This window comes from Treponema denticola (assembly GCF_024181645.1).
GTDB lineage: Bacteria > Spirochaetota > Spirochaetia > Treponematales > Treponemataceae > Treponema_B > Treponema_B denticola_A.
The window spans coordinates 2,105,880-2,122,173 of sequence record NZ_CP058624.1 but is presented as its reverse complement, the minus strand read 5'-3'; the positions used below and the strand labels follow the sequence as shown (position 1 = coordinate 2,122,173).

16 protein-coding genes and 1 tRNA gene are annotated in these 16,294 nt (G+C 37.8%); 6 read left to right on the top strand and 11 right to left on the bottom strand.

Annotated features, from left to right (window positions below; genetic code table 11):
• Positions 1–211: 211 nt before the first annotated feature.
• The 6 genes from HO345_RS09870 to HO345_RS09845 form a co-directional block, all read right to left on the bottom strand.
• Positions 212–427 (bottom strand): hypothetical protein, encoded by a 216-nt coding sequence (locus tag HO345_RS09870; protein WP_253682765.1) that lies wholly within the window; start codon positions 425–427, stop codon positions 212–214.
• 249 nt (positions 428–676) lie between these two features.
• The gene (locus HO345_RS09865; RefSeq protein ID WP_253682764.1) at positions 677–1,168 is read right to left on the bottom strand and encodes a hypothetical protein; all 492 of its coding nucleotides are present in this window, start codon (positions 1,166–1,168) and stop codon (positions 677–679) included.
• 12 nt (positions 1,169–1,180) lie between these two features.
• Positions 1,181–1,405, bottom strand: a complete 225-nt coding sequence (locus HO345_RS09860) for a hypothetical protein (RefSeq protein WP_253682763.1) — start codon at positions 1,403–1,405, stop codon at positions 1,181–1,183.
• 91 nt (positions 1,406–1,496) lie between these two features.
• Positions 1,497–1,769 carry a BrnA antitoxin family protein gene (locus HO345_RS09855; RefSeq protein ID WP_249689221.1) on the bottom strand — a complete coding sequence of 91 codons (273 nt, stop codon included), beginning with the start codon at positions 1,767–1,769 and terminating at the stop codon, positions 1,497–1,499.
• Positions 1,741–2,073 carry a BrnT family toxin gene (locus tag HO345_RS09850; RefSeq protein WP_253682762.1) on the bottom strand — a complete coding sequence of 111 codons (333 nt, stop codon included), beginning with the start codon at positions 2,071–2,073 and terminating at the stop codon, positions 1,741–1,743. The genes HO345_RS09855 and HO345_RS09850 overlap by 29 nt, the downstream gene beginning before the upstream one ends.
• A 237-nt stretch (positions 2,074–2,310) precedes the next feature.
• Positions 2,311–2,844, bottom strand: a complete 534-nt coding sequence (locus tag HO345_RS09845; RefSeq protein ID WP_253681365.1) for a hypothetical protein — start codon at positions 2,842–2,844, stop codon at positions 2,311–2,313.
• A gap of 167 nt (positions 2,845–3,011) precedes the next feature.
• On the opposite strand from HO345_RS09845, the gene HO345_RS09840 reads away from it, so the two are divergent.
• The 3 genes from HO345_RS09840 (at position 3,012) to HO345_RS09830 (ending at position 6,991) form a co-directional block, all read left to right on the top strand.
• A complete protein-coding gene (locus tag HO345_RS09840; protein WP_253682761.1) occupies positions 3,012–4,631 on the top strand; it encodes a peptide ABC transporter substrate-binding protein in 1,620 nt (539 codons plus the stop codon).
• Positions 4,632–4,768: 137 nt separating this feature from the next.
• Entirely contained in the window at positions 4,769–5,788 is a 1,020-nt protein-coding gene (ocd, locus tag HO345_RS09835) for an ornithine cyclodeaminase (protein WP_253682760.1), read from the top strand.
• A gap of 111 nt (positions 5,789–5,899) precedes the next feature.
• On the top strand, positions 5,900–6,991 hold the full coding sequence (locus tag HO345_RS09830) for a peptidoglycan DD-metalloendopeptidase family protein (protein ID WP_253682759.1): 1,092 nt from the start codon (positions 5,900–5,902) through the stop codon (positions 6,989–6,991).
• Positions 6,992–7,109: 118 nt separating this feature from the next.
• Here HO345_RS09830 and HO345_RS09825 read toward each other — a convergent pair whose 3' ends face one another.
• From HO345_RS09825 to HO345_RS09805, 5 genes are all read right to left on the bottom strand, one after another.
• A complete protein-coding gene (locus HO345_RS09825; protein WP_253682758.1) occupies positions 7,110–7,382 on the bottom strand; it encodes a glutaredoxin domain-containing protein in 273 nt (90 codons plus the stop codon).
• A gap of 3 nt (positions 7,383–7,385) precedes the next feature.
• A complete protein-coding gene (locus HO345_RS09820) occupies positions 7,386–9,098 on the bottom strand; it encodes a DUF8510 domain-containing protein (RefSeq protein ID WP_253682757.1) in 1,713 nt (570 codons plus the stop codon).
• A 57-nt stretch (positions 9,099–9,155) separates the two neighbouring features.
• Positions 9,156–9,228, bottom strand: a tRNA-Ala gene (locus HO345_RS09815).
• Between the two features lie 65 nt (positions 9,229–9,293).
• Complete coding sequence (gene hflX, locus HO345_RS09810; RefSeq protein WP_253682756.1) at positions 9,294–10,469, bottom strand: GTPase HflX; 1,176 nt, start codon at positions 10,467–10,469, stop codon at positions 9,294–9,296.
• A gap of 56 nt (positions 10,470–10,525) precedes the next feature.
• Entirely contained in the window at positions 10,526–10,984 is a 459-nt protein-coding gene (locus HO345_RS09805; protein ID WP_253682755.1) for a GNAT family N-acetyltransferase, read from the bottom strand.
• A gap of 222 nt (positions 10,985–11,206) precedes the next feature.
• Here HO345_RS09805 and HO345_RS09800 point away from each other — a divergent pair, with 222 nt between their 5' ends.
• The 3 genes from HO345_RS09800 to HO345_RS09790 are packed head-to-tail and all read left to right on the top strand — an operon-like array spanning position 11,207 to position 16,268.
• Positions 11,207–14,011, top strand: coding sequence for a type I restriction endonuclease subunit R (locus HO345_RS09800; RefSeq protein WP_253682754.1), 2,805 nt, complete (start codon positions 11,207–11,209; stop codon positions 14,009–14,011).
• Positions 14,012–14,013: 2 nt separating this feature from the next.
• Complete coding sequence (locus tag HO345_RS09795; RefSeq protein WP_253682753.1) at positions 14,014–15,456, top strand: type I restriction-modification system subunit M; 1,443 nt, start codon at positions 14,014–14,016, stop codon at positions 15,454–15,456.
• Positions 15,453–16,268 carry a Fic family protein gene (locus HO345_RS09790; protein WP_253682752.1) on the top strand — a complete coding sequence of 272 codons (816 nt, stop codon included), beginning with the start codon at positions 15,453–15,455 and terminating at the stop codon, positions 16,266–16,268. Before HO345_RS09795 ends, HO345_RS09790 begins: the two co-directional genes overlap by 4 nt.
• Positions 16,269–16,294 lie beyond the last annotated feature (26 nt).

The window sequence follows — 16,294 nt, the reverse complement described above, 5'->3', positions numbered from 1 at the left end:
ACTTTATAATTTTGGATTGGTTTTGTCATTCCATTTTTTATACTCTTAATCTACACTAAACCCAAATCAGGCATAAAGTGAAAATCCTTGATATTCGTAGTATACAATGGCAATCCCAAACCTAATCCTTTGTCTTGCTGCAGTTTTTGCTGAACTTCAGTTTTTCCACGAAGGTAGTCTATAAGAACGCAAGTATCGCAAAGATAAATCATTAAGAACGCCCCCAAGCCTTGCGTCTTATTTCCTCAATAGAAAGAGGCCTGTCTTTCCACAAGCCAAAAGCCGCATTAAAGTCTGAGAATTCTCTTTTATGAGTTTTTATAGGTGTATGTAAAGTCCGTACTATTTTATCAAGTAATTTGATTCTCTCAGCATAAGAAAGCATATCAACTTGTGCTGAAAGTTGTTTAAAAGCTAATTCCGACATAAGCACCCCCTATCTATTTCTCACAGTATACAATATTTTATAAAAAAAATCATCTCCCTATAATAAAATATAACTTTATTCGTGCGGAGGGTTTAATACCCCGACGCTTGCGTCGTAACGAAGGGTATTAAAGCCGACTGCAACCACCTTATGAGAACACATACCCCGATGCTCTGCGTCGGGGTTGTTGATTCAAAACACCTTCAAATATAATCAGTATAAATTCTTTTTCCATAACAAATGAGCTTCCTAAAACAAAGTACATACCCACGCTAGTGCGGTGCAAATCGGAATATATATAATGTAATGCATAACATGTGTTTTCCAATTATATCCAAATAAATGCGGTCCTACGATATCCTTAACTTCCGGATAAAAATGAGGAAAGAAATTTGAATGACAGAGAAGAACCCAATCGAAAAACACAATATCGAAAGTTTCCATTCCGTAAAGCATAATTAAAAATCTTATGAAAAATTCAATAAAATTAAAATTATTATGAATTCCGTCCCATGCTCCAAGTATAAATGCACCAAAAAGGATAAGAAAAGCAATTGCAATTATAATCCAACCGATTATATGTGCACCGTGAAATCTTTCTTTTCGGTCAGGAACAGCATCATAAACCTCTTTGGGGGCTGAAGAAAAAAACTTCTTGTTTTGAACAAAAGCCACTCCTCCATACAACAAAAGAAAATAAAACACCATCAGCATAAGAGTTGTTATCATTGTTATTGCCATTTGTTATACACCTTATTTTTTATTTTGGATTACTTTGAAGTTAAACATATCTTTAAAGTCTTCAAAACATTTTTCGCAAATCCAGAGATAACGGTCTTTTGTCGCATATCCTCTTTCAAGTCCACCGCTATAACCGAACTTTGTCCGACAAAATTCACAATGATCATGTTTACCGCTTTTTTGGGAGTACATAGCCATTACAAGTCTTGCATTAAATTTATTTTTCATTTTTTCCATTACCAAAGTGCACCAATTAGGGCATCTACATAACTACCATTTAACCTGCAACAAAGATTGTACGCAATGTCATGTTGAAGCGGGTGTTAGATTAATAATTACCTGTAGTAATTGCTTCCCGTAAAATACTATTTATTCTTGTTTGATAGCCTTTACCTAAAGACTGAAGCACAGCAAGAATATCTGCATCTATTTTTATAGAAATTGTTTTTTTAATGGGTGTTACATTCCAATATGCTTCATGAGCCGGTCTTAATCTTGCAATTTGTTTCTTTGTCAGTTTTGGACTATCCTCATCATACGATATAGGATAATTTTTTATTTCTTCCAATCTTTCAGCTGTTAATTTTTTTGAAGTAATCATAATATTCCTCCCTCAATTCTTTTTCTGCTTGCCGTGCAGATATCAACCGTATTCTGTTCTTCTTCTCAGTAAAAAAGACCAGAACTATCAATATCCCATTCAAATTTCCAATACCATAATATCTATCTTCTTTTTCGGAATGCTCAAAATCATATCCTATTAAAAATGCAGGATCGTCAAATACTTCCAATATTTCTTCAAAAGCTATCCCATGCTTTTCAATATTAGCACTATTTTTCTCTTCATCCCATTCAAAACGATTATCTTTACTTATAATTGTTTTCCCCATAAGCATAATATACATTTATAAGAATATATTGTCAAGTATATATAATAAAATCATTTCTATATCATAGGTTATTTTATAAATTCCTATAAAATTAATTCTGCACAAGCCTTTCCCGCAAGAGGTTAGCTTGTCAATCTAACATTCGCCTAACCTGTATTTGCGGCTCGTCTGCAATGTCAGGTTGAAGCGGGTGTTATGGCAAAAATATTTCTTATTTAGGAAGCAAGCTCGACTTGCTTCTTAAAATCTTCCTTAATAATCTTTGAAAGATTTCTCTACTTTTTTTATATGTTTTTCTAATACTGGAATTTGTTGATATAATTCAAATTCTGCATCTGAACATATACCATATTTTTCAAATTTTTCCTTTATATCTAATGAAATATTGTATATTTTTTTTATAAAGTCTAAATACTTTCCCTTATAAAATAATTTCTTTTTATCAGATCTATTTTTCATTTCTATAAAATTATCATTAATTTTATTTATAAAATACTTCCATTGATAATAAATATAAATATCTTTCTTTTTTTTAAGAAGAATTAATACATATTCTCCATCAAATATTCTTACTTCTGTTTCTTTATTGTCTTTTAATAAGCGAACTGCAAACATTAGGTTTCTAATTGTACTATTTGGTAATCCAATAAAATCTTTATTTGGTATTTGTTTAATTGAATTTGTAAAATAATAATTCGCAGTAATTCCGTGAATATCTTTATATACTTTTCCAATATAAATATTGAAATTATTTTTTCTAAAAACATTTATAATTTTTCTTAGCATAATTCTTTTCTTCCTAAAAAGCAGTCAGTTGTCCATCGCCATAACCTACATTAGATCTATCTAAATAATACACCGGTAAATTATTTTTTTCAAGGTATCTTAAAAAATGCTATTGCCTGCTGGAAGAATTATTTAAAATTTGTTATATTGTCAGCCGAGGTTTATATATGAAAGGTAGAAAATTCTTTTTGTCGGCAGCACTGGTGCTGCTTTTTTTTGCCTGCAACAGCAATAAGAAAATTGGCGAGCCTAAAACCGTTACGGCTTCATTGGGTGCGGAACCGAGTATTTTGGATGCTGCAAAGGCTTCAGACAGGTACTCTTTTATAATATTGGACTATATAAACGAAAATTTGACCGATATTTTAACTGAAGATAATGGGGAGATAAAAATTCTTCCGGCCCTAGCCGAATCTTGGACTCATAATGCCGATTATACGGAGTGGACTTTTAACTTACGCGAAGCCTATTGGTCTGACGGCGTAAAGATAAGGGCTGAAGACTTTGTTTACAGTATTCGCCGTATCATCAATGCCGAATCTGCTTCACCTATGGCAATGTATTACGACTATATTAAAAATGCTCAAGATATTTTAAAGGGTAAGCTGGACTATTCCGAAATAGGAATAAAGGCTCTTGATGAAAAAACTCTTCAAATCGTAACCGAAAATCCCATAAAAAATCTTCATGAATTTGCCGCAAAAATTCCTCCGCAAAGGGAAGATATTATAAAAGAATTCGGGCTATCCTACGGCAGTGAGGCCGAAAAAATAATTTGCAGCGGAGCTTTTAAAGTAAAGACTTGGGTGCATAACAGCAAGATTGAGCTTGTTAAAAACGAAAAATTTTGGAATGCTAAAAATGTAAAAATAGATGCTCTTACATTTAAAATAATAAATGAAGAAAATGCCGCCCTCGGTGAGCTTTTAAACGGCAGCATCGATATTGCAAATGCTTATTCCATAAGCTGGATAAATAAGCTGAAAAAAGAAAACCGCTTTGGCGAAATAAACGGAGTTGACAGCCGCGTTCAATATATCTTTATGAACCAAAAAGACAAGCTGTTTTCAAACAAAAAAATTCGACAAGCTCTTTCGGCAAGTCTTGACCGCAAAGAAATTTGTACAGACCTCTTTGACGATATTTATAAACCGGCCTACGGTTTTGTTTCGATCGCTACCGAGCTTGAAGGTAAAAATTACCGCAACCTTGCGGGCGAGCCGATTCAGGAATTGATAAAAAAAGTTTCTAATCCTAAGGCTCATTTTATTGAGGGTTTAAAAGAATTGGGACTTGGAGATGACCCTTCAAAGATAACAATTTCGATAATGTTCCCTTCAAATGAAAGCTCTAAATTTAATGAATATTTACAAAACAGGCTTTCAAATGTTCTGGGAGTAAATGTAGAGCTTGATAAAATCGAGGGAACGGTCTTTAAAAAACGGAATAAGAGCTTGGACTATCAAGTCGGTTTTAAATCATGGGGCGGCGGTATTGATACACCCGCCAGATATTTGGACATTTTTTTACCCGGAAATAAAATTGTTCCGATAGGCTGGGAAAATAATGAGTACACCGATTTGGTTCTGCGGGCAAAAAAAAGCTCCGATTTTAACGAAAAGCTGGAACTTTTTAAAAAAGCGGAAATGATTTTATTGGCAGAAGAATCTTGTATTGCTCCTTACGCAAACCAAACCTATAATATCTTTATGCAAACAAAATTAAAAGGAGTTAAACAGTTTTATCCGGGAACCTATAATCTAAAATACGCCTTTATTGAGGATTGACGTCTACTACTGCTAAAAACAAGGTTAAAAGCTTATTTTTAAAATTCGGCATTTTTCAGCATATTTCAGCATTTTTTGGTGGACAAAAGCTATAAAATGCGTTAGCATAGTAGTATATAATCAACACATGGAGGTTTATGTTGAAAACGAAGTATATTGATTTGCCTACAATGGCAAAGTATCTTAAATCTGTCGGTGCCGAAACGGTTATCAAACGGCTTGTTCCTTATTTGGAAGAAGATTATAAAAGATGGAATGACTTTGACAAGGTTCCAAGGATGGCTCATCACAGTCCTGTCGGGGTTATTGAGCTCATGCCGATAGGAGACTCCAAAACCTATTCTTTTAAATACGTAAACGGTCATCCCGAAAACCCAAAGCACAATTTTTTAACTGTTATGGCTATCGGAGTTTTAGCTGAAGTTTGCACGGGATTTCCTCTTCTTTTGAGTGAATTGACTTTGACAACGGCGGTTAGAACTGCCGCAACTTCGGTAATGGCTGCAAAGTATCTTGCAAAACCTAATCCCAAAAAAATGGCCTTAATAGGAAACGGCTGCCAAAGCGAATTCCAAGCTCTCGGTTTTCATCATATTTTGGGGGTAGAAGAAATTTATTGCTATGATGTTGATCCTGCTGCAACAGACAAACTCATGGATAATCTTAAAGATGTAAAGGGCTTAAAGCTTATCAAATGCAGCAGCACAAAAGAGGCTTGTAAAGGGGTCGATATTATCACGACAATTACGGCCGATAAGAAAAATGCCATTATTATTACCCCCGATATGGTTGAGCCCGGTATGCACATAAACGGCGTAGGTGGCGACTGCCCCGGAAAAACCGAGCTTGATTCAAAGGTTCTTTTTATGGGAGACGTTTATGTAGAATTTGAACCTCAGAGCCGAATCGAGGGCGAAATTCAGCACATGGATGATAAGTTTAAAGTTACCGAAATTTGGAATGTAATCAAAACAGGTAAACCCATAAACCGCAAGCCGGATGAAATTACTATTTTTGATTCTGTAGGTTTTGCCCTTGAAGATTTTTCAATTCTTCGCTTGATGTACGATATAGCAAAGGATGAAAATGTCGGCATTCCTCAAGAACTTGTTCCCGTTTTGGAAAACCCAAAAAACTTGTACGGTATGTTGAGATAAGCTTTATCTCAGCATAGTTTTTAACAAAAGGCTTAAGACTTTTATAAGTTTTAAGCCTTTTCCTATTTAATTTAGCCTAAAACCATATTTTTTTATGCCGATATTCTGGATATGGATATCATAACTTATTCGGATGCAGTGCATCATAACAATGGATTGTATCATAGCAATAGATATAGAAAGCCGAATACTGTGAATAAGAGCAAGCTTAGCTCTAGGGATGAATCTTTGATTGTTTTCGGGCTCTTAGCCATGCTCACTGCAGGATTCCTATTTTTTTATTTTCCGATTTTAAAGTTGAATTGGGGGCTTTCATCAATAAGAGCTATCTCATTTTGGGAAGAGCCTTCTTCGATAAATGCAATGCGTCAATATACCATGCCTTCTTCCGAGATTGCGAAGGAAAATGATCTTCCTCATTCAGAAGCTGCAGAAGGTACCTCTTTTTCCCCTGCGGATGTACCGGATTTTATTACTGCCGTCGATTTTGAAGAATATATGGTTTCAAAAGGGGATACGGTAAGCGGTATTATTCAAAAATTCGGTCTTAAAAATTTAGGAACCCTTCTTTCAGTAAACGGAATAAGCAGTGCAAAGAAGTTAAGGATTGGGCAAAAGCTGATTATTCCTTCGATTGACGGGCTTATTTATACGGCCGTAAAGGGCGATTCCCTGAGCTCTATTGCCGGTAAATTTAACCTTTCTATCAATGCAATCTTGGATGCAAATGACCTTGAAAATCAGACGGTAACTGTAGGACAAAAACTTTTTATTCCGGGAGCAGCGATGAGCTCCTTCGAGCTTAAAAAGGCCTTGGGCGAGCTTTTTATTTATCCTGTGATTGGACGGCTTACTTCGCCGTTTGGGTACAGGAGGGATCCTTTTACCGGAAGAAAAAGTTTTCACACAGGCATCGATATTGCATCCCCTACGGGAACACCTATTAAGCTGACTCTCGATGGTACGGTTTCTTATACAGGCTATTCTGCCGTTTACGGTAATTATGTCATAGTTACTCATTCGGGCGGTTATCAGTCAATGTACGGGCACATGCATACAATAAAAGTAAAGCGCGGTCAAATTCTAAATCAGGGCAGTATTATCGGAACTGTAGGAAGTACGGGAAGGTCTACAGGCCCTCATGTTCATTTTTCCGTATATAAAGACGGAAAACTTATTAATCCCTTAACCGTATTAAAGTAATAATTTACATAAAAAAAGCAGGGCGTGTATTTACACGTCCTGCGAGATTGTATTTAGGATCAACCTAAATACCAATCGGCTTAAGATACCTGACTTAGAGCAAGAAGGTTGGTCAGCGCTAAGACCATTTTGATAGGTCTGCTTCTTCAATGTCGAATATAAACTTTTCGCCGTCTCCAACCATCAAGCATGGGATGCCGATCTTCCCCTCCTTTTTGAGCTGAGCAAATTCAGCTCTTTCGTCCCGATATTTTAACAAAAACTTTAGATAGCCTAAGTCTTCAGTAATGTCAAAATAGCGGAACTTTACTCCTTTTCTTTCTAAATATTCCTTTGCAGGCCCGCAATCGGGGCATAATTTACTACCAAATAAAAATAATTGTTTTTTCATAATCTAGTACCCATCCGACATCTGGCGGTTTAAGTCTCTTTGACAAAGCTCTTGATATACCAAGGCTCTGTCTTTAAGTTTTGCCTTAATCGAATCAGAAAAGGGCATGTACCGCCAAAATACTTCTCTAACTTCCTTGTCTAATTTTTGGATGCCTTCGCTTTCTTTTATCATCCAAGTTATATAATCCTGAATAAAATATTCCTTTATATCGCCTTTTAGTTTTTGGTTTTGGAACCATTGATAATAATTGCCGGTCAAGCCTTCTTCCATCCAATAGTAGGAAGCTTTTTCTTTTGCAACCTGCCAGCGTAAATCTGCAGTAGCCATTAAGAGGGAAACTTTAAGACTTTTAGGATACATCGGGATTACTATTCTGCCTCTACTTGTAACCCTATTATAGCGGTCAAAAGGCTCCCAGCAAAAGCCTATATCGCCGTACGTCGGAACCAATATGACAAATGGAGGAAGCCGGTTTAATTGATTTTTATATTGTCTGCAATAGGCTTGCACATCTATATCCTCAAGCCATTTCATTTCACGCAAGATATTCTCTCTGGTTCCCATCTCCTTTGATGAGCACCTAAAATATTCTCTTGACAAAATAGGAAAATGATTACCTTTGCGTCCGCAGGTCATCTTAGCCATCTGCTTAACGGTATCGAATTCTCCTTCGGCCCCCGACATATTGGTCGTGATTCCTCCTGAAGCATCAGCTTTTTCTCTCAAGCTGCGTACATCTGCATCGGCTTCTTTATAATCGGAAATACAGCTTTGTAATTCTTTGTCGAAATTGAGCAGTTTTTTCAGTCTGTCATTTATTTGCGTGATTTGCTGTTTTTGTGATTCGGAATAAGGCGATTTTACATTGGAAAAATTGGCCAGCATATCATGAGAGAACATGCTGTCAATTTGCTGTTTTATTGAGTCTTCATAGCGGCTGATTTCTTCCGATTTTGCTCTCAGCAAATTATCTGCAGTTTGGAGTTTTCCCTTTGCCTTTTCTAAAAGCTGATTAAATCTTGAATTATCGTCTCTTTTTGAAATTTTAACTTCATCTGTTGCAGAAGGGTTGATTTTTCCTATTCCGATCTCCCTAAACCACTCATCTAAATAATAGACTGCCTCACAATATTTATTTTCATCTATTACTTTTGCAAACATATCTTTTTGTTCTGTGGTTAAAAGCGTAGGAAGTACAAGGCCGAATCTTACTGCATATTGTTTTTCTTTTGAAGCTTTTCCTGAGGCTATTTTCATGACCATATCGGAAACAAGATTCCAATAGGCCGATTCGACTTGTTGCCTGAATACGGTTCGGTCTTTAGGGTCAGTAGTCGTCAAAAATTTGGTAAGGGAAGTATGAAGACGCTGAGCATTTTCGCCTTCGCCTTTTAGAACAGCCTTGTAAAACTCTGCAGTATCAAATAATGTATGGGGGGTATCGGAAAAAAACTTTTCAACTTTTTCAAAATGCGTTAAGGTAAGATCAGGTTCGCTCGGATCCCGCTTTGCTTCTCCTCTTGCTTCAGGAGCCATGGAAAACATCGTATCTTTGCTTAACCCGCCTGTTTTAATATCCGGAAATGGAGCTCTTTGACCTACATCAAAGTCAAAACCGGAAGAAACCGGAGGAGGCTGCACTGACGTATCACCTGAAGGCATTACTACATCTTTGAGAAGTTCATCAAGATCTATTTCAGTTGTCGAATCCACCGATTAAACCACCTTAATTAAACCAATAAGTCGGAAAAGACTAATAACTTTAAACATTGGAGATAAGGGGAATTGAACCCCTGACCTCTTGCATGCCATGCAAGCGCTCTACCAATTGAGCTATATCCCCATCAATATGTGCTGATTATATCAATAAAATGAATAGTATGTCAAGGGTATTTTAAGAATATCTTGTTATTTATCAAAAATAATTATATCGGCTATTTTTTCCTTTAAACCTTCAAGACCCTCGCCCGTCTTAACCGAAATTTCTACGGCTTCGGGGTATCGCTCTTTTAAGCTCAGTATTTGGGTCTCATCAAAAACTTCATCCATTTTGTTTATAGCAATTATAGAGGGCTTACCACTGCAAGAAAGCTCGTCTAAGACTTTTTTTGTTACTTCAAGACATTCCGGCATTGCAGGATGGGCTGCATCGCATACTATGATTAAAAAATCTGCAAGGGCTGCTTCTTCCAAGGTCGAGCGGAAGGCATTAATCAACTGGTGAGGCAGATTACTTACAAAGCCTACGGTGTCGGTCAATAGAATTTGAATATTTTTGTCGCCCTTTTGTAAAAAAACTTTTCTGGTTTCGGCATCAAGGGTTGCAAAAAGCTTGTCTTCGGTAAATACTTCCGCTCCCGAAAGTTTTTTTAAAAGGGAGGATTTTCCGGCATTTGTGTAGCCTACGATAGCTCCTATTTTTTTATCTCCGTTTAAGCGGGTTTTACGCTGTTCACTCCGTTGAAGTCTTACCCGCTCTACCTGTTTTTTGAGCTTGGCAATTTCGGTTTTTAAGCGCCTTCTGTCAAGCTCAAGTTTTTTTTCGCCCGCACCTCTGGAAGCGCCTCTAGTTCCTTTTGCCCCACCTCTTTGCTGGGCAAGGCTTGTCCATCTTCTGGTAAGGCGGGGCATAGAATATTCTAAACGGGCGAGTTCAGCCTGCAATACGGCCTCCCTTGTTTGAGCCCTGTCCGCAAATATTTGGATAATAACCTCGGAGCGGTCTATAACGCAGGTGTTAAGGGCTGCTTCAAGGTTTCGCTGAATACGGGGACTTACAGCACTGTTAAAGACAACAAGGTCGGCTCCTTCTTCTTCGATCGCTTGAGCAATTTTTTCAAGTTGCCCCGAACCTACAAGAGTTGCAGGGTTTTCTTTTGCTATTCTAAAACGGAGGGAGGATATGGGTTTTAAAAAGATAGTTTCAACGAGGCTTTGCAGCTCCTTTTCTTCTATTTCTTTTAGAGCATCTGCACTTTTTTCCTGTAAGGAGGAGCGGCTTATATAAGAGCTTGAAGCCGGCCCTGAAAATATATCGGTAAAAATAAGTAGGGCCTTTTTTGTTTCGTTATCGGTTATATACATGCGGTGAAGCTCCTTTGTAAATTATCAATCTGTTAGACTATCAGACAGTTGCATTTTTATAATTTTTGGATCATTATCAAACATGGATTCCACTCATCCCAAAGTGTGGGAAAAACTTCTAATTTTTTAAATCCTTGTTTTTTATAAAAGGCTATTGTTTGGTCATATTCTTTATAGTGTCCTTCATCCACCGTTTTTACCTGTATATAATCATATTTAGTTGAAGCAAATTTTTTCAGCTCATTAAATAATAATGTGCCGATTCCCTTATTGTGATATATTTTTTTTACTCCCATACAATGCACATCAGCACAATCAGGGCTTGATTCGGTTAATGTTATAAACCCGATAATTTTATCATTTTCTTTTGCTGCCCATAAATCCAATTCTTTTGAATCATTGATATACTCTTTTGTGCTTTCAGGCAAGCCGAACCATTCCGGTAAATCAGTCAAAACTTCTTCGACAATTTTTGCTTTTTCGTCTTTGTTTTCTATTTTTAGAATTTTTATCATAAACGGCTCCTATCTTCTACCGGTATATTACCTTAAAGTGCAGTTTAAGTCTAGCAAAGGATGATGAAAAAGTAACAAGCTTTTGAAACATCCCCGAAACTAAAAGACGCTGCGGCAATTCAGCGGCAGCCTTTTAACCATTATAAGGTACTATTAAAATAACTAAAATAGTGTTATAATTGTTCCTATAGTTTTGGGATATGAGAACATTAGGATATATTTATGACGGAATACAAGAACAATCATAATTTCAGATATGACAACCTATTGCCTGAGCAAAAAGCGCGTGTTTATATAGATGCATATCTTGAAGATGCCGGCTGGACGGTAGTCAACCGGGATGAGTTTGTTCCCGAAGCGATAAATGCGCAAGCCGTCCGTGAAAATATCTTAAAAGGCAATAAAGAAGCCGATTACATTCTTTATCTTGACGGAAAGGCTATAGGGGTTCTTGAAGCAAAAAGAAAAGAAAATCATTTAGGCCTTGAAGTTGCAGAACAAGCGCAAAATTACGGAAATATTCTGCCCGATTGGATACGGGCATGGAAAACTCCGCTTCCGTTTATTTTTCTTTCAAACGGCGAGACTTTGCTCTTTAAGGATATGCACGACGAAAAACCGAGTTATAAAGTTCTTAAAAAAATGCTCACTCCGAAAGATATTGTTAAATTGGCAGGCGGCGACATTGATTCGGAATATGCAAAACTTCCTTCCGTCCCGTCTGTAGGGGCAAAAGGTTTAAGGGAATGTCAATTTGAAGCAATCACGAAGCTGGAACTTTCATTTAAGCAGGGATTCAAAAAGGCACTTATCGTTTTAGCTACGGGTGCCGGAAAAACATTTACCGCCTGTACCGCTGCGTATCGTCTTTTGAATTATACATCCGCAAAGCGGGTCCTTTTCCTTGTGGATCGTAACAATCTTGGGAAGCAAGCCGAAGGCGAGTTCGGCACCTATAAACTTACGGAAACAGGTAATCCTTTTTCCGATGAATATATTGTTCATCGTCTTAAAAGCGTTGAAAAAATAGGAAATGCAAGTGTCGTCATTTCAACGATTCAACGGCTTTTTGCAGTGCTCACGGGGCAAGAAATAAACGATGCCGACGATGACGAAGAAATGGATAATGATGAAAACGCACCGGGAAAACGAATTCAGTTTACCGGAAACATACTTTTACCGCCGGATTTCTTTGACGTAATTATAATTGATGAATGTCATCGTTCGATTTACGGAGATTGGCGGCAGGTTCTTACTTATTTCAATAATGCAAAAATCATCGGACTGACGGCAACTCCGACACCTGAAGCTGAAGCGTTTTTTAATAAAAACCGGGTAGTAAATTACACTTTGGAAAAATCCATTGCCGACGGTGTTAATGTTCCTCCGCGTGTGTATAGAATTAAAACCGAAATCTCGGAAAGTGGCGGCACCATTAAAGACGGTGAAAAAATCAAAAAAGTTTCCAACTGGAGCGGTAAAAGAAGAATACAAAAACAACATGAAGACCGGCAATTCACCAAAACGGACATAGATAGAAGTGTCGTGATTCCGGCACAAATTGAAACGGTTGTTCAAGCATATAAAGATTCTATCTATGAGTCTCTGTATCCGGACAGAAAAAAAGATTGGACTATGATTCCAAAAACGCTTTTCTTTGCAAAAACAGAAAGCCATGCAGAAGACATATTGAAAGCAATCAAAAAAGTTTTCAAAAACGAATTTCCTAACGGAGAAATCCCCGAACATTATGCCCGGTTGATTACGTGTAAATCCGGAAATTCAAATCAACTGATAAGCGATTTTAGGAATAATAAAGATTTTCGGATTGCAATTACCGTTACGCTTGTTGCAACAGGCACCGATATCAGGCCTTTGGAAATTCTTGTTTTTATGCGCGATATACATTCCGAAGTTCTCTACACTCAGATGAAAGGACGCGGATGCAGAACGCTTGCCGATGATAAACTAAGAAATGTAACCACAAATGCGGCCTCAAAAGACTTTTATTATCTTGTGGATGCCGTCGGCGTAACGGAACACGAAAAATCAATGCCGACTCCGGGCGGAAGCGGCGATATAAAAAAAGTCTTACCGCTCAAAGACCTTCTTGAACATCTTGCACACGGAGAATTATCCGATAATAATTTGGAACTTTTAGCAGGTTATCTTTCACGCGTAAATAAAAAAGCCGAATCGGAAGATATTATCGAACTTAATGACTTACTCGGCGCTATTACCGTAAAACAATTGGCTGTAAATATTTTTGAATCAATCATGCCCGGATCTTGCAGTTTACCCCCCTACAAAGATATTAACGAGCCGAACACGAAAAGAAAGATGTTGATTTCCCCGCTCATAAACAAGGTAAAAGCCCGCAAAAAACTTTTGGAAATCAATGCCGGATTTATTAAAATTGCCCTTGAAAAACAGGATACGTTATTGTATGCAGGATTTTCAAAAGAACAGGCAAAAGAATATATCGTTACATTTGAAACCTATCTTGATGACAATAAAGATGAAATTGAAGCATTAAGAATTCTTTATAATCAGGAAAAAATCGCCATCACGTATACGATGCTTAAAGATTTGGAAAAGAAACTGATTGCGTATAATAACCTGTTCAAGGCGGAATTCTTATGGATGTGCTATCAAACACTGGACGGAGAAAGCGGAAAAGTAAAACCTTTAAACAGAGAAACGGAACTGGGCGTTTTTACCAATCTTATTCAACTGGTAAGATACGGATATAAGTTGGATGATGAACTTGTGTCCCTTAAAAGACGATTCGGCAGTTATTTCAACCTTTATTGCGGACAGGCTTGGCGCAAATTTACGCCGGAACAAATTGAAATTGTGCGGCAGATTGCGGAATACATTGTACAAAATGGCTGTATCACGAATATTGAATTAAACAATTCAAAACATGATTTGTTTGTAAAAGCCGTTCCAATCTTCGGAGCCGACAAACTAAATGCGGAAATGCAGACAATCTCAAAATACTTATTCTACGGAAAGGCAGCATAAAAATGGCAAAAAAAGAAGCAACACAAGCAAAACCGGAACAGGCGCTTACGAAAAAAGTTTGGAACATGGCAGACGTTCTTGCGGCAGCCGGTATCGGATTTACTGATTATATTATTCAGCTGACATATCTCTTATTTCTAAAAATGGATTTTGAAAAAGAATCATACGGTTTAGGCAGTGCACTTCCGGACGGAAGTAAATGGAAAGATATCGTTCAACTGGATGGGCCAGATCAGCTTGCAAAATATGAAAAGATTCTGGAAATTTTACAGGCAACAGACGGACTTATCGGCGCAATTTTTACGGAAGCGCAAAATAAAATTGCAAAACCGGCTCTTCTTAAAAAACTGATTGGAATGATTGATGAAGAAAACTGGTTCAGTATGGACGGAGACCTAAAAGGCGCAATTTACGAAAGTATTCTTGAAAAAAACGGACAGGATAAAAAATCAGGAGCAGGGCAGTACTTTACGCCGCGCCCCTTGATTAATGCTATGGTTGATGTTGTTCAGCCGAAGATTATGGAGACCGTTGCCGACCCGGCATGCGGAACCGGAGGGTTCTTGCTCGCTGCCTATGATTATATGCGCAAACAAAGCGACGAACAGAGTAAAGTGGATTTCTTACAAACGAAGGCCCTTAGGGGAAATGACATTACGCCTCTTGTCGTAACGTTGGCTTCTATGAACCTTTATCTTCATGACATTGGAGCGGACACCACGCCGATTAAATGTGAAGATAGTTTGGAACACGAACCCGAACATCTTGTAGATGTAATTCTTGCAAATCCGCCTTTCGGCGCTCGGCCTGCAGGAAGCGTCGATATTTCGACCATGCGTTCCGATTTGATTGTAACAACAAGCAACAACCAGTTAAATTTTTTACAGCACATGATGGTCATGTTAAAGGACGGCGGAAGAGCCGGAATCGTTCTTCCCGATAATGTGCTTTTTGCAGACGGTGCCGGAGAAATTCTCCGCAAAAAACTGCTAAAAGATTTTAATCTTCATACGATTCTTCGTTTGCCGACCGGTATTTTCTACGCAAACGGCGTAAAAGCAAATGTACTGTTCTTTGAAAAAGGTAGCCCGACACAAGAGACATGGTATTACGATTACCGGACAGGGATTAAACACACACTTGCAACGAAACCGCTTAAACGTTCCGACCTTGAAGACTTTGTAAACTGCTACTGTGCAGGACATTTTGAAGACCGCAAAGAAACGTGGTCGCCCGAAAATCCGAACGGCAGATGGCGTAAATATCACGTCAATGAACTGCTTGCGCGGGATAAAACAGGTCTGGATATTTCTTGGATAAAAGATGGTTCCGATACAGTAGACTGTTCCCTTGCCGAGCTTATGCAAACTATTCAAGTCAAAAGTGCAAATATTGCCGCTGCCGTTACTGAACTTTCAAAACTGATTGAAGGAATTGAAGAATGATAAATCGGAACGAAGAACAAAACTTTAATAAACTCTCAGAAGTTATAACGGAATACAACAAGCTGCAAATTTCTCAGCAGCTTGATTATGATAAATTCTATTTATATTCGATTATCACGCATTCAACGGCAATAGAAGGCTCTACCGTAACGGAAATTGAAAATCAGCTTCTCTTTGACGAAGGGATAAGTGCAAGTAAACCGATTCACGAACAGCTTATGAATCTTGACCTAAAAGCTGCATACGAAAAAAGTTTTGAACTTGCAAAACAGCATACGCAACTCACACCGGAAATCCTTTGTGAACTTTCAGCTATCGTAATGAAAAACACCGGCACTGTATACAATACAATCGGCGGAACATTTTCTTCCTCAAAAGGAGAACTCAGACTGGTAAATGTCAGTGCAGGGCGAGGCGGAAAAAGCTATATGGCGTGGCAGAAGCTTCCGCAAAAACTGGAAGAATTTTGTAGTTGGCTCAATGCGGAACGAAAAAGCATTGCAGAAAAAGATATAGAAGCTCAATACGCTTTTAGCTTTCGCGCTCATTATAAACTTGTTCACATTCATCCTTGGGCCGACGGGAATGGACGAATGAGCCGGCTTTTAATGAATTTTATCCAATATGAGGCTGGAATAATTCCTTTGATTATAAAAAAGGAAAATAGGGCAGAATATATTCAAAGTCTTTCTTCTTCACAAGACAAAGATGATCCTGCGGAGTTCTTACATTTTATGTTTTCGCATCATATACGGAATTTGAGCGAGCAGATAGAAGAATATAAAACCTCGCTTGAAATGAGCGGCAGCTGATAATGGCTGTTACAGGGAGATTATAA

Excerpts from the sequence above, each read along its gene's own strand:
- HO345_RS09860 (WP_253682763.1), bottom strand. The coding sequence starts at position 1,405 with ATGGAAAAAATGAAAAATAAATTTAATGCAAGACTTGTAATGGCTATG.
- HO345_RS09795 (WP_253682753.1), top strand. The coding sequence starts at position 14,014 with ATGGCAAAAAAAGAAGCAACACAAGCAAAACCGGAACAGGCGCTTACG.
- HO345_RS09805 (WP_253682755.1), bottom strand. The coding sequence starts at position 10,984 with ATGATAAAAATTCTAAAAATAGAAAACAAAGACGAAAAAGCAAAAATT.
- HO345_RS09800 (WP_253682754.1), top strand. The coding sequence starts at position 11,207 with ATGACGGAATACAAGAACAATCATAATTTCAGATATGACAACCTATTG.
- HO345_RS09825 (WP_253682758.1), bottom strand. The coding sequence starts at position 7,382 with ATGAAAAAACAATTATTTTTATTTGGTAGTAAATTATGCCCCGATTGC.
- HO345_RS09855 (WP_249689221.1), bottom strand. The coding sequence starts at position 1,769 with ATGATTACTTCAAAAAAATTAACAGCTGAAAGATTGGAAGAAATAAAA.
- HO345_RS09850 (WP_253682762.1), bottom strand. The coding sequence starts at position 2,073 with ATGTATATTATGCTTATGGGGAAAACAATTATAAGTAAAGATAATCGT.
- hflX (WP_253682756.1), bottom strand. The coding sequence starts at position 10,469 with ATGTATATAACCGATAACGAAACAAAAAAGGCCCTACTTATTTTTACC.
- HO345_RS09840 (WP_253682761.1), top strand. The coding sequence starts at position 3,012 with ATGAAAGGTAGAAAATTCTTTTTGTCGGCAGCACTGGTGCTGCTTTTT.
- HO345_RS09830 (WP_253682759.1), top strand. The coding sequence starts at position 5,900 with ATGGATATCATAACTTATTCGGATGCAGTGCATCATAACAATGGATTG.
- ocd (WP_253682760.1), top strand. The coding sequence starts at position 4,769 with ATGTTGAAAACGAAGTATATTGATTTGCCTACAATGGCAAAGTATCTT.
- HO345_RS09845 (WP_253681365.1), bottom strand. The coding sequence starts at position 2,844 with ATGCTAAGAAAAATTATAAATGTTTTTAGAAAAAATAATTTCAATATT.
- HO345_RS09790 (WP_253682752.1), top strand. The coding sequence starts at position 15,453 with ATGATAAATCGGAACGAAGAACAAAACTTTAATAAACTCTCAGAAGTT.
- HO345_RS09865 (WP_253682764.1), bottom strand. The coding sequence starts at position 1,168 with ATGGCAATAACAATGATAACAACTCTTATGCTGATGGTGTTTTATTTT.
- HO345_RS09870 (WP_253682765.1), bottom strand. The coding sequence starts at position 427 with ATGTCGGAATTAGCTTTTAAACAACTTTCAGCACAAGTTGATATGCTT.